Here is a 17,574-nt window from a genome sequence, read left to right on the forward strand (position 1 = left end):
AATTTAAAAAATAATCTTAAAATCATTCATTTATAAATAGTTATTACTTTAAATCTTAAATTATTTAGATAAAATTTTTACAATCTAATTCATTTAGTACAAATAAATTCTATAAATAGTCTTAAATCACAATAATTAGATACCACAAAATTTAAAAAAAATAGACAACAAAAAAAATAAGCAGCAGATTTAAAAACCTACTGCTTATATTTTAGAAAATTTATATTAATTATTTCCTAATCACTCTTACCGTTTGTTTTGAGCCGTCTATTAATTCTAAAGAAATGAAATACACAGCTTGTTTCAAATCACCTAAGCTAAGTGATGAAGAAGGTTTGTCAAATGTTTTAACCAATCTTCCTGAAACATCCATCACTGAAATAGATTTAACTTTAGAAACATCAGAAACATGTAGTAATTCAGTAAACGGATTCGGATATAGTGATAGCTTATTTTCTAAATTAGCTTCACCAGTATTCAAACATCCTGAAGAGTTGACCGTTGCCACCACCGGATATCTTTCAGACTCACAACCAGTAACGAATTTAAAATTATAAAAACACATATAATAATTTTCGTTATAACCATTCCCAGTAATACTGGCAACAGAAGAAACATAAGGATAAATGGCTCCAGACATATTTCTCATCAATCCACCGCTTGGCAATGTCGGATAGATCGTATAATCTCCCGGAGGTAAGTCTATATCAAGCGCAACAGTCTGCGCCGTTGTTCCTCCAGAAACATTAGTTGTAAAAGGAATCGTGGCAAAAGCAGAACCACCAAGCGAAACAGTTCCATTTACGATATTAATAGCCCCAGATTGACCACTCTGAACAGGGAAAACATCAATAGACTTGAATTTTGCAGGCTTTTTTACCGTAAAATAAACTCCCCATGTAGTGTTTGTCTGAGCAGCAATCCACCCTCCTATAACAGCCGGCGAGGCCAACCCGGCAGTATCTATAACTCCCGTTAATGCAGATGCATAGTAAGTAGTCGTATTATTCAACATAGGTGTCGTAAAGGTGTTACCTGTTGCCAAAATACTTCCGCCCAAAGAAGAATTATACCAATTGACTACAGCACCAGCACTTGGCGTCGCAGAAAGCATCACAGCCCCTCCCGGACAACCCAAGCCTCCCGTAGTGGAAAGCGATGGTGTTTGACAAAGCGTAGTAAACATTATGGGAATACCCGTCCAGATACTTTTACTAGTAGCATCACAAAGAGATCTCACCCAAACATAATATAACGTAGAAGGCGTTAACCCCGTTATCTGAGCAGAGGTAGTATTTGAGGCAACGGAATTTGTTGCATCCAAAACCGTAGCCGATGTAGGCGCTACATTTACTGTACTGTAATATATTTCATAGCCATTAGCCGGAATTAGCGAAGGAGCAGCCCAAGATGCGATAGCAGTTGTTTGTGCTATATTTGCATCTGCAATAACCACGGCACCTGGCGTAGGACAACTAGGCGGCGACCACGTAAAAGTAAGCCCCGATGCAGGAAAATTTGTATTATTTCTTGAAAGAGATGAATTACTTGCCGTTCCAGCAGATGAATTACTCCATGACGTACCCGCCCTATTGTTAAAATCACTTTTTGACGCTCCTCTAAAACCCACATAGGTTGGTTTATTCGCCGTACTCTCAATAAACTGAGAACCATAGACAATTGAAACTTTATTAGTTGTTTCAGCCAGCCTTAATTGAAAGTTTAGATAGCTATGCTCTGTAGCATTATCATTGTACCCCAACCATTCTACCACAAAAGTTCTATTTGGCGCCACTCCTTCTACAGAAGTAAAAACCTTACCAGTTCCATAGATAACAGGAGCACTAAAAACAGTTTTTGTAGCCGGGAGAGACATCGTAATTGTACCCGCAGTCTCATTAAAAGCAGTTATCGTAGCCCCCGAAGCAATACCATTACTTACCGTAATATTACCAAAATCAACAATAGTCTTCAATTTTTTCCCTACTGCAATACCCTTAAACGAAGCTACGCTAGTAATCATATTAGAACCGTTAATCACATTTCCGGTCGTTTCAAATTCTCCATTCAGATCTCTATTCATCACGGCTATAGCCGCGGAATAGGTAATGGTTGAAGAAATCAAAGAAGGGCCGTCACTTTTTAAAGTGCCAAATGTAACCCCTCCGTTTGAGTTTACATACATAGAAGTATAATCACTCCCGTTAAATTTGAAATTAAAAGGAATAGAAACATCCCATCCTGCAGTATCATTATTTCCAGGATTACTTACCGTAGCCTCACTCCCCGGAACCAGAATACCAGTAGCAGCAATACTATTAAAAAATCCTGTACTCTGAGCAAATGCATAATCAGCCACCTGAGCATTTACTCTTTGCATGGCGCCCAAAATCACGAGAACTGCGACACCTGCATTTCGCAAACCAACGTATCGATCCCATGTTTTTTTGTAGAAATTTTTCATGTTTAGTTTTGTTTAAAGTGTGAAAATTACAACAAATTCAATTAAAAATAAAAATTCATCAACAAAATTCTAAACATTAACATAATTATACGATTAAAAACACAGGATAAGTTCAATATAATTAAAACTCCCAAAGGATTGATTTAACCTTAAAATAATTATAATCAATAAATTAAAAAGCAGCAGATAAAAAAACCCGCTGCTTATATTTTATAAAAATTTATATTAATTATTTCTTAATCACTTTCACCACCTGTCTTGAGCCGTCTTTTAGTTCTAAAGAAATTAAATACATACCTTGTTTCAAATCACCTAAACTAAGTGATGAAGAAGGTTTGTCAAATGTTTTTACCAATCTTCCTGAAACATCAACCACCGAAACAGATTTCACTTTAGAAATATCCGATATATTTAAATTCTCAGCAAATGGATTTGGATGAACCTTAATATTGTTTTTATTAGATGCAGAAGCTTCAGAAGTAGCCAATAAAGAGGTATCGTAAGCTGAAATTTTAAACTCACCATCATCAGAAGAAGTATACTTCCAAACACTAACATATAAGGTAGTCCCAGGAGTTTGCCCTGTCAATTCTATTTTAGAGAAAGCATCGGTTCCTCCATCATCATTACAAGCAATAGACGTTGTAGACGAGCAATCTGTGAATACCGACAACACTGTATCATCCAAACCAGATCCAGGAGCCGCATCTGTTTCAATCGTTAAGTTTCCAGATGCAGGAACTACCACCTTGAACCAAACATTATTTTCGGCATTAGAAGAATTAAACAAACATGAAGCCCCTAAGCCAGAAGCATCACTTGCTCCAATTGTATTACCCGTAATGGCATTTTGTACGAATGAGCCACCCGCCGTAAGCGTAATAGCACCAGAACACTCATCATTAGTAGGTGGAGACATTGTTGTAAACGAAATTTGAGAACATCCCACCGCATCTCCAAGATTATTATAAGGAGTAATTGTTGCGTAATAGGTCGTATTCATATTCAATGTTCCCGGAATATTATAATTGATAACATCTCCTAGATCTTCATTATTTACAACATCGGTTCCGCCGCTTGTAGTTCCAACTTTCAATTTATAGCCGGCAGCACCTGAAGCAGAATTCCATGTAAAAACTCCGTCAGAATTTACCCCCGTAGCACCATTTGTTGGGGATGTAAAAGAAGTACATAAAGGAATAGCTGTCGGTGTCGTATCTACCACAAATGTATCTGCATACAAATAAAGCTGGTCAGCATCCGTCGCATGTATAGCAACATAAACCGTCTGCCCTGCATAGGCAGATAAACTGAAAGTTTTTTTCGTCCAAGTTTCTGGCGCTTTTTCAGCAGCCTGAAGAACATTGGTAAAAGCGGCAGCAGCCTGATTCGTAGTTGATAATAAAACCTCATAATCTTCAAGATAAAAATCATCATCTGATTTTACATAAAAGGAAATTCTATCACTTACACCTGCCTGAACCACAATCGCCTTTGTAATTAAATAATCATTGTGAGCATTAGAGTTATACAAAATACTTGCAACATAGTTCCCTGATTGAGCAGACCCCGTACTTGGCTCTGAAATCTCCCAAGAATTACCACCATCAACATCCACAACAGCCCATCCCGCAGGTAAAGTAGTTCCTGCATCGAAGTTCTCAGTCCATTGCCCAAAACTTAAAGCCGGAAAAGCCAAAAGAAATAAAAGTTTCTTCATAATACATAAATTTAAAATTCAAATCAAATTTATACATTATTTAAATATAATTAACTAAAAATCACAAATTTATATAAATAAATTAAAGCAATCGATTACATCACACAAATATGATAATTAAAAAAGACGATAAAAATTATCGTCTTTTAGTTAATATCGAAAAATAAACTTCATTAATTCAAATAAAATTCATATTTATTTAGTAATTGAATATTTTTAATAAGCTCTCCGCTGAGGTTTACCGAATGTTTCATCGACTGAACTTCGAGCTGCGTATCGTCTTCAATATTTTTAATAAAGAACTTAAGCTTTTGGTTTCCTTGATTTTGCTGAAGTACATTTCTAAAAAAGGCTAAATCTTCAGGTCGGAAATCCATCACATCCATTACTAAAGAAATACTTTTAGCATATTTATCAAAAGCTTCCTGAAGCTCAATTACATCATTTACATTCACAAAAACTCGCCCGTCTTTTACCTGAGCAAATTTAATCTTAAAAATAACAAATCGTTGAACTTCCAGCTTCTCCTTTAATTTCATATAATCACGATCTCCCAATCGGAAAGAATAGGATCCTGAATAATCTTCCAACGTTACAAAAGCTACTTTTTCGCCACTCCTGAAACCATCTTTCACAACATATTCCGTAATCAAACCGGCAACGGTATATTCTTTTCCGCCACCGCCATTCTCTCTTTCTTTCTGAAGTGTTTTCCAGTCTTTTTTCTTTTCTTCAAATAATTCTTCCTGTTTATTGGCAAAAGCCTGCTCTTTATAAGCATCGACCTCATCTAAATTAAGGAAGAGAAAATTTCCTTTAGGTTCTGCTTTTTTTGTAACTTCCTCTATTATTTCTTCCTCTTCTCCAGCCACAATATCGTCGGAAACAATTTCGGTTAAATCTGTCGTCTCATCTACCGCATCCTGCTCCAAAATCGGAGCTTCATCCACAACAGCTTTTCCTTCTTCCTCTTTTTCCAGCACAGATTTTTTTGAAAGATTACCTGCTATAAACTGAAACTGATATTTAAACTCATCCAGCGGATGCGCCGAAAGATAGAAACCAATGGTTTCTTTTTCTTTATTCAGTTTATGCATGTTCGGCCATTCCGGACAAGGCAATAACTTCGGCTGCTCGATCTGAACTTCATCAGCAAAATCAGCAAAAAGTGAAAATTCCATTTCGTTTTTACTTTCCTGAAAGCTTTGTCCGTAACGGATTAATCTCTCCAAATTTGTTCTTCCCGCCATATCAATATCAAAATACTGACCTCTGTGGAAAGAATCTAATTCATCAAAACCTCCTGCTAACACCAAACTTTCCGCTACTCTTTTATTCATTTGAGAAGGTAAGATCCTTTCAAAGAAATCATAGATATTTTTAAACCTGCCATTTGCTGCTCTTTCTCTTGTAATCGCTTCACTTGGCCCTTCACCAATCCCTTTAATCGCCCCTAAGCCAAAACGGATCTGTCCTTTTTCATTTACCGAGAATTTATACTGAGATTCGTTTACATCCGGTCCCAAAACATCAACTCCCATACTTTTACAATCTTCCATAAACATGGTAATGGAATCTGTATTGTTAATGTTATTACTCATCACACTCGCCATATATTCTGCAGGATAATTGGCTTTTAAAAAGGCAGTTTGATAAGCAATAAACGCGTAACAAGTCGAGTGAGATTTGTTGAAGGCATATTCCGCAAAGGCCTTCCAGTCATTCCAGATTTTCTCTAAACGCTCTTCATTAAGATTATTTTTTCGCCCGCCTTCAATGAATTTAGGATACATTTTATTCAGAACGTCAATCTGCTTTTTACCCATTGCTTTTCTCAACGTATCAGCTTCACCTTTCGTGAAATTTGCTAATTTTTGAGACAACAACATTACCTGCTCCTGATAAACGGTAATTCCGTAGGTTTCCTTTAAATATTCCTCGGTTTCCGGTAAATCGTAAACAATTTCTTCAATTCCGTGTTTTCTGTTAATAAAATTCGGAATATATTTAATAGGTCCCGGACGGTAAAGAGCATTCATCGCAATAAGATCGGCAAAAACTGTTGGCTTCAGCTCTCTCATGTACTTTTGCATCCCCGGACTTTCATACTGGAAAATCCCGACCGTCCTTCCTTCTTTAAATAACTGATAAGTTTTGGTATCATCAAGCGGAATAAGATCCGGATCGATATCAATATTATATCTTGCTTTTACTAATTTCAAAGCATCCTTAATGATCGTCAATGTTCTAAGACCCAAGAAATCCATCTTCAATAATCCGGCACTTTCCGCCACCGAGTTATCGAATTGTGAAACCAAGATATCCGCATCTTTTGCAGCAATTGTCACCGGAACCAGATTACTCACATCTTCAGGCGTAATAATTACCCCGCAGGCGTGAATACCCGTATTTCGGATACAACCTTCCATTTTTTTAGCACTCGCCAAAACACCGTGACGGGCATCATCAGGACTGTTAAGAACATATCTCATCTCATCAACGAGCATCTGTTCTTCTGGTTTTAATTTATCATATTTTGCTAAAGCTTTCGCAATATTCATCCCCGGACTCGGAGGTATCAGCTTGGCAATATTATTCGTATCAGGAATCGGAACATCCAACACTCTTCCTGCATCTTTAATCGCAGACTTCCCACCCAAAACTGAGTATGTAATAATCTGTGCAACCTGAGTTTTACCGTATTTCTCGACAACCCATTTGATAATTTTATCACGACCTTCATCATCAAAGTCGATATCAATATCGGGCATCGAAACCCTTTCCGGATTCAGGAATCTCTCAAAAAGAAGATCGTATTTAATAGGATCAACATTGGTAATTCCGATGCAATATGCAACCGCAGAACCAGCCGCAGAACCACGACCTGGACCAACCCAAACTCCCATATTTCGGGCTTCGTTACAGAAATCCTGTACAATCAAAAAGTAACCGGGATAACCTGTGTTGGCGATAACTTCTAATTCGAAATCTAAACGTTCTTTAATCTCAGGCGTTATCCCCGGGTTGGGTTCATATCTTTTTCTTGCGCCTTCATAAGTTAAATGAGTTAGATAAGCCATCTCGCCACGTTTTCCTCCATCAACCTCATCTTCAGCATGAATAAATTCCTCAGGAATATCAAATTTCGGAAGAAGAACGTCTCTTTTTAACGTATAAGGTTTAAATTTTGCCGTAAATTCTTCATACGCATCAAAAGCATCAGGATACGCCAAAAATGCTTCTTTGATCTCCTCCGCATTTTTGATATAATACTCTCCCGTAGCCAATCCTCTTCTTTTACCAAACCCTTTCCCTACAGGCGTTGACAGCTTTTCACCATCTTTGATACAGCTTACAATATCTTGAATATTAGAGTCGTCTTTATTGGAATAAAAAGTTTCGTTTTGGGCTAAAATTTTAACATTATATTTATCTGCAAAATGAAGCAAAACATCATTTAAATGCTCTTCTTCAGGCAGTTTATGATTTTGAATCTGAACATAAAAATCATCTTCAAAAGTATCTTTCCACCATTTGAAAAGCTCCTCCCCTTTTTGCTCTCCGGTATTTAAAATAGCATCCGGAATATCTCCGAAAATCCCTGAAGTTAAAGCGATAACACCTTTTTTATATTCCGCAATCAGCTCTCGGCTAATCCTTGGAACCCCGAAATAGAAACCTTTCAGAAAACCGATACTTGAAAGTTTTGCTAAATTTTTATATCCCTCAAAATCTTTTGCCAGTAAAACAACCTGCGTCCTTCTATCAGGATCATCTTTGGTAAACTGCTTCTGTTCGTAACGATCTGAAATATAGAATTCGCAACCCACCACAGGAATTAACGGCTGAGAAGGCGGTTCTTCTTCATTAAATTCCGTTCCGTTTTCTTCTGCTTCCTGTTTTTTTGCTAAATATTCTTTATGCTTTTTCGTACGGTCACCATTCACTCCTTCAACCGCAGAAACGAATTTGAAAGCACCCATCATATTTCCTAAATCCACCATTCCGACGGCAGGAAAATTATCATCCGTTGCTTTTTTAATCAGGTCATTAATGCTTGACGTCGCCGTTAATGTCGAAAAAACGCTGTGATTGTCAAAATTGAAATACTTCCCAAGATCAATCTCATCAACACTTCCGAAATCCTGTTGCTTTTTCTTATTGTTAAAATCGGCAACTTGCCTTCTGATAACAATACTGAAAGGCTTGATCGGATCCGGATGAAGCGTTTTGAAATAAGCCAGCTGATCTTCCGAAGTTTTCAATACTTCCGCAGGAATAATCCCAATTCTCATCATCTCGAAGAAAACCTGAGCCGTTGCATTTACGTCGGCCGCCGCGTTGTGAGCTTCATCAAACTTATGACCGTATAATTTTTCGTACAGTTCTTCCAATTTCGGAGACTTGTATCTGCCACCTCTACCACCACCAAGTTTACAATAATCTGTTCCCAAAATCATTGTATCGGCTCTTGGTTTTTCCTGAAGGTTGTCTGTAATATTTTTTCTGTAAAATTCGGCTCCGACAATATTATAATCAAACTCAACATTGTGACCGGAAACAACTCTTACTTTTTCTAAAACTTTAGCAAATTCATTTAAAATTTCTTCAAGATCCCGACCTTCTTCATTGGCAATCTTCGTTGTAATCCCGTGAATTCTCGCGGCGTTGAAAGGAATATCATATCCTTCCGGTTTTATAATATAATCCTGATTTTCAATTAAAGTTCCGTCATCATCATGCAATTGCCAGGCAATCTGAACCATTCTTGGCCAGTTATCTGAGTCTGAAAGCGGAGCATTGAAATTCTTTGGTAAACCCGTGGTTTCTGTGTCAAAAACTAAATACATGTAATTTTTCTAGCTTTTATTATAAAAGAGAATGTAAAGTTACTTAATTTTACATTAAGGCATTACAATCGCTTGGATAATAATTAACTTTTTTCAAGTTCATAATTAAAACCAATTTTAAAATTTAATGTTACTTTTTTAGGTTTTAACAAATGATTCAAAAATAAATTTTGAATTTTAGATAATTTTAATAATTTAGCACATTATCAATTACTTATTTTACATATATTTGTAAGCGAATTTATTTTAAATTATTTAATATATCATGAAGAAATGTTTACTTTTGGTTAGCACTTTAGCCATTACATTACTAAGTGCACAAAACAATGATGCTTTAAACAGAGAGTTTGAAAAACAAAAAAATAAGAACAATGAGAAGTTCGATTCTTATGTTGCAAAACGTTACGGAGCTAATAAATCTCCTGAAGTATTAAAAGAAATCGAAGAAAAAAGAGAAAACCTAGCGGGATTTTTCCTTAATAAACCTTATTTTTATCAAGCTGATGATCAGAATCAAATCCTAAACAACAATGTAGATGCTTTAACTACAGCAGGTGGAGTTAATGGATTGACAGGATCTTTTAAAGGAGAAGGGATTCTTTATACCATATTTGATGGAGGAAGAATTTATGCTCCTCACACAGCATTTAATAATACAGCTGGAAGAATTTCTAACAAAGAAGCTGCAACAAATGCATACAGTGCACACGCTACTGGCGTTGCAAGTATTGTAGGTGCAAAATCATCTCCTTTAACAGCAACCGCAGAAGATGGAACAACAATGCAAGGGAATGCTATGGGAATCGCTTTAAATTCAACAATGGATTCTTACAGATTCGCAACAACAACCTTACCTGGCAACACAACTACTAGTACTGTATTTCAAAAGATACTAGCAGCTCAACCTAAGATTTCTAACCACTCTTACGGAAGTAATGCTGGATGGAATATTCAAACTGTCTCAGGTGCAACTGCTCTAGTTTGGAATGGAGCTTACTATCCAGCTACTGCTACTGATCCTACTGCTTCATTTGATCTACAAGGGACATATTTTACCCAAGATCAAAACTATGATAACATAGTATACAGTAATCCAACAAATGTTATTGTAAAATCTGCAGGTAACTATTTTGGTATGGGACCTGCTTTACCAGGTGGATCAACAGCTCCTAAATATTATACTGACGAAAATGGATCACTTGCTGCATTTACAGCCACGGATACTCTTCCTGCAACAAACTGTGGTAACGGTGGAGATTGTATCGGACCTGGTTCTTTAGCTAAAAATATTATTGTTGTAGCTGCTACAGAAGTTATCACAACTAACAACTACAGATATACAGCTTCAACAGATGTTGTAAAAGCCGATTACAGTAGTGCCGGCCCAAGAGATGATGGTGGTATCAAACCAGATATCGCTGCTCCGGGATCAGATATTTGGATGGCATCAACTGCAGAAAATACAACAGGAAGTATTGGATGGCAAATTAACAGCGGGACTTCTATGTCTGCTCCACAAGTGACTGGTATTATCGGACTTTGGATGCAGATATATAAATCAATGTTCAACAATGCAGATTTAAATGCAGCTGCCGCTAAAACTTTAATGGTACATTCTGCATCGGAAGCAGGAACTGTTGGTCCTGATGCATGGTATGGTTGGGGATATATCAATGCAAAAAAAGGAGCTGAGCTATTAGTTGGGAAGTCTAATAATACAATCTTATTTAACGATGAAACTTTAACAAGCGGTACTCCTAATCAAAAAACATTAATTGCTTCTGGAACTGAACCTTTAAAAGTTACTATTTCTTGGATTGATCCTGCGTATACAATTCCAACAAATTTAACTTGGGATGATGCTTACAATAATAGATCATCAAGATTAATAAACGACTTAGATTTAAGAATTGTAGATACTGTAACCAATACTGTTTATCAACCATGGAAACTTAATCCACTTACTCCTACGGCAGCTGCTACAAAAGGAGATAATACTGTAGATAATGTTGAACAAGTTGTTATTGATGCTCCAGTAGCTGGCAGATCATATAGAATTGAAATTGGTAATAAAGGTACTTTGAAAAATAGTACTGGAGCAAATGCACCTCAAAACTATTCTATCCTTGCAACAGGATACACTCAACAAGTTTTAGCAACGGGTGAAACTGTAAAAGATAACGGTATCATCGTAGCTCCAACAATTACTAAAGATATTGTAAAAGTATTAAAAGCTTCTGCAAAATCTACATTCAATGTATATGATTTAACAGGTAAAAAATTACAGAGCGGCATTATTAATGGCGATACCAGTGTAGATTTATCAACATATGTTAAAGGAATTTACATCATCGAAGTTAAATCTGGGAATGATGTAGTTACCAAAAAAGTAATTAAAGAGTAATATTAAAACTCTGATTAACAAATAATTCAATGCAAAACACTAACACTTGTTAGTGTTTTGTTTTTTTATGTATATTTGTCTTCTATGGAAAATACACTGCACGAAAAAGTTTCTCAAGATATATTAATTAAGGCTTATAATCACATGATGCTTGCCAAAGCGATGGCAGATATTTATGAAGAAAACAGAAATGTTTGTAAATATGTTCATAGCACATCACGAGGTCATGAGGCGATACAGTTAGCTACCGCTTATCAGTTAAAAAAAGAAGACTGGGTTTCTCCTTATTATAGAGACGAAAGCATTCTTTTGGGAATTGGTCTCGAGCCTTATCAATTAATGCTTCAGTTACTGGCAAAAGCCCAAGATCCTTTTTCGGGAGGCAGATCGTATTATTCCCATCCTTCAAGCAGGGATGAAAATAAGCCTAAAATTATTCATCAAAGTTCTGCAACGGGAATGCAAACCATTCCTACAACAGGAGTTGCACAGGGAATTAAATACATCCAAGATTTTGATTTACAACAATTCGAAAACAATCCGGTTGTAGTTTGTAGTTTAGGTGACAACTCTGTAACCGAAGGTGAAGTGAGTGAAGCATTGCAATTTGCAGCTTTACATCAACTTCCTATCATTTTTCTAGTTCAGGATAACGAATGGGGAATTTCCGTAACCAAAGAAGAGGCAAGAACTTGTGATGCTTACGATTTCGTTGCAGGATTCGCGGGTTTAAGCAGAATGAGAGTAGACGGAACCGATTTCGTTGAAAGCTTTGAAGTGATGAAAAAAGCGGTTGAGTTCGTTAGGTCTGAAAGAAAACCTTTAGTAGTTTGTGCTAAAACTGTTCTTATTGGCCATCATACTTCAGGGGTAAGAAGAGAGTTCTATAGAGATGAGGAAGATTTAACTAAACACAGAGCAAAAGATCCGGGAGAGATCCTGAGAAAACATTTGCTGGAAACTGGCGTTGATGAAGAATTATTAAAGCAAATCACCAAAAAAGCAAGGCTTGAAGCTGAAGAAGCTTTTGAAAGAGCTCAAAAAGCAGAAGATCCAAAACCTGAAACGGTTATGAATCACGTTTTTGCACCAACTCCGATTACGGAAGAAACGGGAACGCGCGAACCGAAAGGTGGCGAAAAGATTGTTATGGTGGATGCTGCCATTCACGCGATTCAGGAATTGATGTGGAAACATCCGGAAGCATTGTTGTACGGACAGGATGTTGGAGAAAGAATCGGTGGTGTTTTCCGTGAAACGGTGACTTTAGGAAAAAAATTCGGAAGTAAAAGAGTTTTCAATACAGCGATTCAGGAAGCGTATATCATTGGTTCTACTGCCGGAATGAGCGCGGTTGGATTAAAACCTATTGTTGAAGTTCAGTTTGCAGATTATATTTATCCAGGAATCAATCAGCTAATTACTGAAATTTCAAAATCAAGCTATTTAAGTCAAGGGAAATTCCCTGTTAGCAATATTATCCGTGTTCCGATTGGCGCTTACGGCGGCGGCGGACCTTACCACAGCGGGAGTGTGGAAAGTATTTTGGCGAATATTAAAGGGATCAAAATCGCTTATCCAAGTAATGCAGCAGATTTTAAAGGTTTATTAAAAGCGGCCTATTACGACCCAAATCCGGTGATTATGCTGGAACACAAAGGTCTTTACTGGAGCAAAGTTCCGGGAACTGAAGATGCGAAAACCATTGAGCCGGCTGAAGATTACATTTTACCTTTCGGAAAAGGAAAAGTAGTCATTGAAGCAAATAAAAATGAAACCGAAAAAGGCAGAACTTTATTGGTGGTAACTTACGGAATGGGCGTTTACTGGGCTAAAGAAGCTGCGAAAAACTTTCACGGAAAAATTGAAGTGATCGATTTGAGAACACTAATTCCTTTGGATGAAGAATTGGTTTTCGAAAGAGTAAAAGCACACGGAAAATGTATCGTTTTAACGGAAGAACAACTTAACAATTCTTTCGCAGAAGCTTTTGCACACCGTATTTCTAAGAATTGCTTTAAATATTTAGATGCTCCGGTTGAAACAATGGGATCTTTGGATGTTCCTGCCGTTCCGATCAACTTGGTTTTGGAAAAGGAAATGCTTCCAAACGCTGAAAAACTGAGTGCTAAAATTGAAGAAATGCTGAAATATTAATTCAAAATAAAAATATAACGAATCAAAATCGATTAATTTAATCAGAATAGGAAATTTTCTATTCTGATTTTTTTTGCCTCAGTTTCAATTAATTTAATTTTCATAAAAACAGCATTTTGTATTAACAAAAATTTAAAATTAAACCTTTAAAAAGCAAAATTTAAGTTAACAATAGACAATTGTGGCATAACTTCTGATATACACTAAGCACACTTTTAAATCATAATATTATGTCGATAAAAATTAAAGTAGCGTTCTGCACAGAATGCAAAGGGTATCATTCAGCCACGCCAGCCAATCAAAAACATACAGATCACATCGATATTATAGATCATTTCTTTTATCATGGCGAACCTTGGTTTACGCTTGATCCCGGAACTTTTGAAAAAGCTTCAAAACTAGAAAATACAGAGGTAAAAACCATCAGCCTTACCGAGCATACCCAGCAAGATCGTTTATATTGCCATTGCAGTAAAAAACGAGCAAAAAGAAGACATTTCAGCTACGAATATTTTGATACTGAACCTCAACTTAAAGCTGCAAAACATACAGCTGATGCTGATTACGATTTCAGAGATCTATATTTTACAGCCAACCAATTTCATCCGGCAAAAAATACAAAATCTTACAACTAAAAAGATAAATAATGATCTAAAAATATTTTTTATCAAGCTAAATTTTACGATCACTTCATTATAACTTTCAAATAATCAAACCTTTATTTTCATTAATAAGGTTTGATTATTTTTTTATTTTGAAATGAAATAAAATGTAACTTTAATATCGTATTTGGAAATGGTATTTATTTTGCTTTCCAATGTTGTTTCACAATAAAGCGACATACACAAATTATGATTACAACGAAGTATTTCAATTACAGACAGGTTCTCAATTTATCGGGAGTTCATTTGATTTGGATTTCGATTTGGTGCACACTTATCGCCGTATTATTTCACTTTTTTCATTGGCAATGGATGACGATTCCATGGGTTCCGGTTGCTTTAATTGGTACTGCCGAAGCTTTCTTGGTTGGTTTTAAAAACAATCAGGCTTACGACAGGCTTTGGGAAGCTCGAAAAATCTGGGGAGGAATTGTGAATTCAAGTCGATCTTTTGCCTCAATGGTTTACGCCTTCAACACCAATAACGAAAATATAGGAACTTTTGACTTGGAAGATAGAAAAAAGAAAATTGTTTACCGTCATATTGCGTGGTTGTATGCATTTCGTGAACAGCTTTTGGTTCCGACAGAATGGGAGCATATTAGTGCTGAGGAAGAACATCATCACAACATCAATCAAAGAAGAAACAGGTTGATTAAAGCGGGTTTTCCTGACTATACAAGAACACCTCTATTTTTGAATAAATATCTTTCTGAAGAGGAAGTAAATTTAAAATCGCATTATAAAAATTTTGCAACGTTTTTAATTTCTCAGCAAGCAAAAGATGTTAATGATCTAAAAAATATAGATTCTATTACCGATTTTAACCAAATGCAATTGCAGACGGCTTTAAATGAATTTTATGGATTTCAAGGTCAGGCAGAAAGAATTAAAAAATTCCCTTCTCCAAGGCAGTTTGCGAGTACGGCATTTATTTTCAACGTACTTTTTATTTTACTACTTCCTTTAGGTTTAGTGAATGAATTTGAAAAACTGGGCGACTGGGGAATTTGGACTTCAATCCCATTCTGCATCATCATCGGCTGGATTTACATCATCATGGAATTGGTTGGAGATTATTCTGAAAATCCTTTTGCGGGATTAATGTTCGACGTACCGATGCTTTCGATTTGTAGAACTATTGAAATTGACCTTTTGCAAATGACGGGAGAAACCGATATTCCGGAAGCTATTCCGTCTAAAAATGGAGTTTTGGTTTAAATTTTCACACCTACTTTTCTGACGAATAAGAAAAAATTTTACATTTTCTAATATTATGATTCGATTCTTATGGAATGACAAAAAGTTTTGAAAATTTCCCGATTTTGAATTGACTGACCTCAACCATAGCCCCGATTGAAGCTTTGTTTGAGCTCGTTTTCGGTTGGTTTCGGCTGCGGCGGCAAAGCCGCCGCAGCCGAAACCAAAATAAATAGCGAGTGCGAAAAGCGGGAAATAGCTTCTAAACAAACACTTAATTACAAAACAATCGCCGTTGTATTTTTCACTTCAGAGATCATAAACGAACTGTGAGTACTCGCAATATGTTGCAAGGTCGTAAGTTTGGTCAACATAAAATTTCTGTAATCTGCCATATCTTTCACACAGATTTTAAGAATATAATCGTAATCGCCACTTACGTGAAAACATTCGGTAACTTCCTGTAAATCCATCACTTCTTTTTCAAACTGAAGCACATATTCTTTTTTATGCTGACTCAATTTTACATGACATAAAACCACAAAATCTTTCTCGATTTTATGTTTATCCAGCAAAGCAACATATTTGGAAATCACCCCCGTGTTTTCAAGCTTTCGAACACGCTCATAAACAGCAGTCACAGATAAACCAAGCTTGTAAGACAGCTCTTTGGTGGTTTGTTTAGAATCTTCCTGTAAAAAAAGAAGCAGTTTTTTATCAATTTCGTCAAGGTTCATAGATAATTTTTTGGTGAAATTTTGATGAATCCAAATATAATAAACATTTTTTCTACATAAACGAATTTTCTTAGATTTATATTCTAATATTTAAAATTTCCATTGTTATAAATATGAAATTAATTCATTTTTAAAACAAAAATATCATGGAAGATTTTAATGCAGCCAACGAAATTCAGGATTTACAGTATTTCGGTGAATTCGGAGGAGTGAATCCTTCTATTTCAGACAGCTCTACTTATACTTTTCTTTCTGCAAAAACAATGTTTGATACCTTTGAAGGAAACGCAGAAGGATGCTATTTATATTCAAGACATTCATCCCCTATGAATCTGTATCTTTCTCAGGCTTTGGCCAAAATGGAAAATACAGAGGCTGCAAACGTTACTGCATCAGGGATGGGAGCCATCACTTCCGTATTGATGCAGGTTTGCAAAAGCGGTGACCATATTATTTCGAGCAGAACAATTTACGGTGGTACCTATGCTTTTTTAAAGAATTTTCTTCCGCCTTATCAAATTGAAACCACTTTTGTTGACATCAGTAATTTTGAATTGATTGAAAATTCAATAAATGAAAACACAAAAATTATATATTGTGAAAGTGTGAGCAATCCGCTTTTGGAAGTTGCTGATCTGAGAAAGTTATCTGAAATCTGTAAAAAGTACAATTTACAACTGATTGTAGATAATACTTTCTCGCCACTTTCTATCTCTCCTACTTTGCTGGGAGCCGATATTGTGATTCATTCTTTAACGAAATTCATCAACGGAAGCAGCGACACGGTAGGTGGTGTTTATTGCGCGAGTCAGGAATTTATTAATGATACTAAAAATGTGAACACTGGAGCTTGCATGCTTTTGGGTCCAACAATGGATAGTTTCAGATCGGCGAGTATTTTGAAAAATTTACGAACGCTTCACATCAGAATGAAACAACACAGTCACAATGCAATGTTTTTAGCTGAAAGATTTGAGAATGATGGCTTAAAGGTTTCTTACCCAGGGTTAAAATCCCATAAAAATCATGAATTAATGAAAAGTATGATGCATGAAGAGTACGGATTTGGCGGATTATTAACCTTGGATGCCGGAACTACCGACAAAGCCAATGAACTGATGGAATTGATGCAGCAGGAAAATCTAGGATATCTAGCCGTAAGTTTAGGATTCTACAAAACTTTATTCTCGTGCTCAGGAAGCTCAACTTCATCTGAAATTCCGGAAGAAGAACGAATGACAATGGGCATTTCCGATGGATTGATTAGATTCTCAATCGGTCTGGATCACGATATCGAACGAACATACAAAAAGATGAAAGAATGCATGCTGAAAGTAGGCATTCTCAACCATGAACTCATTTCCATATCCTAATTTTATT

Annotated in this window: 9 protein-coding genes; 5 read left to right on the forward strand and 4 right to left on the reverse strand. The window is 36.2% G+C overall.

The window, feature by feature from the left end:
* Positions 1-229 precede the first annotated feature (229 nt).
* From ABEG63_RS13650 to dnaE, 3 genes are all read right to left on the reverse strand, one after another.
* Positions 230-2,464: a fibronectin type III domain-containing protein gene (locus ABEG63_RS13650; RefSeq protein ID WP_346585520.1), complete on the reverse strand. Its 2,235-nt coding sequence runs from the start codon at positions 2,462-2,464 to the stop codon at positions 230-232.
* A 229-nt stretch (positions 2,465-2,693) separates the two neighbouring features.
* Positions 2,694-4,184 carry a choice-of-anchor J domain-containing protein gene (locus ABEG63_RS13655; RefSeq protein WP_346585522.1) on the reverse strand — a complete coding sequence of 497 codons (1,491 nt, stop codon included), beginning with the start codon at positions 4,182-4,184 and terminating at the stop codon, positions 2,694-2,696.
* A 173-nt stretch (positions 4,185-4,357) separates the two neighbouring features.
* Entirely contained in the window at positions 4,358-9,034 is a 4,677-nt protein-coding gene (gene dnaE / locus ABEG63_RS13660) for a DNA polymerase III subunit alpha (RefSeq protein WP_346585523.1), read from the reverse strand.
* A gap of 265 nt (positions 9,035-9,299) precedes the next feature.
* Here dnaE and ABEG63_RS13665 point away from each other — a divergent pair, with 265 nt between their 5' ends.
* From ABEG63_RS13665 to ABEG63_RS13680, 4 genes are all read left to right on the forward strand, one after another.
* Positions 9,300-11,438 carry a S8 family peptidase gene (locus tag ABEG63_RS13665; protein ID WP_346585525.1) on the forward strand — a complete coding sequence of 713 codons (2,139 nt, stop codon included), beginning with the start codon at positions 9,300-9,302 and terminating at the stop codon, positions 11,436-11,438.
* A gap of 84 nt (positions 11,439-11,522) precedes the next feature.
* Positions 11,523-13,595: a thiamine pyrophosphate-dependent enzyme gene (locus ABEG63_RS13670; RefSeq protein ID WP_346585527.1), complete on the forward strand. Its 2,073-nt coding sequence runs from the start codon at positions 11,523-11,525 to the stop codon at positions 13,593-13,595.
* A gap of 230 nt (positions 13,596-13,825) precedes the next feature.
* Positions 13,826-14,230: a hypothetical protein gene (locus tag ABEG63_RS13675; RefSeq protein WP_267405974.1), complete on the forward strand. Its 405-nt coding sequence runs from the start codon at positions 13,826-13,828 to the stop codon at positions 14,228-14,230.
* Positions 14,231-14,446: 216 nt separating this feature from the next.
* Complete coding sequence (locus tag ABEG63_RS13680) at positions 14,447-15,478, forward strand: bestrophin family ion channel (RefSeq protein WP_312396945.1); 1,032 nt, start codon at positions 14,447-14,449, stop codon at positions 15,476-15,478.
* 257 nt (positions 15,479-15,735) lie between these two features.
* Here ABEG63_RS13680 and ABEG63_RS13685 read toward each other — a convergent pair whose 3' ends face one another.
* Positions 15,736-16,194: an Lrp/AsnC family transcriptional regulator gene (locus ABEG63_RS13685; protein ID WP_267405971.1), complete on the reverse strand. Its 459-nt coding sequence runs from the start codon at positions 16,192-16,194 to the stop codon at positions 15,736-15,738.
* 146 nt (positions 16,195-16,340) lie between these two features.
* Between ABEG63_RS13685 and ABEG63_RS13690 the strand changes: the two genes are divergently transcribed.
* Positions 16,341-17,567: an aminotransferase class I/II-fold pyridoxal phosphate-dependent enzyme gene (locus ABEG63_RS13690; RefSeq protein ID WP_346585529.1), complete on the forward strand. Its 1,227-nt coding sequence runs from the start codon at positions 16,341-16,343 to the stop codon at positions 17,565-17,567.
* Positions 17,568-17,574 lie beyond the last annotated feature (7 nt).

This window comes from Chryseobacterium sp. C39-AII1 (assembly GCF_039672645.1).
Classification (GTDB): Bacteria; Bacteroidota; Bacteroidia; order Flavobacteriales; family Weeksellaceae; genus Chryseobacterium.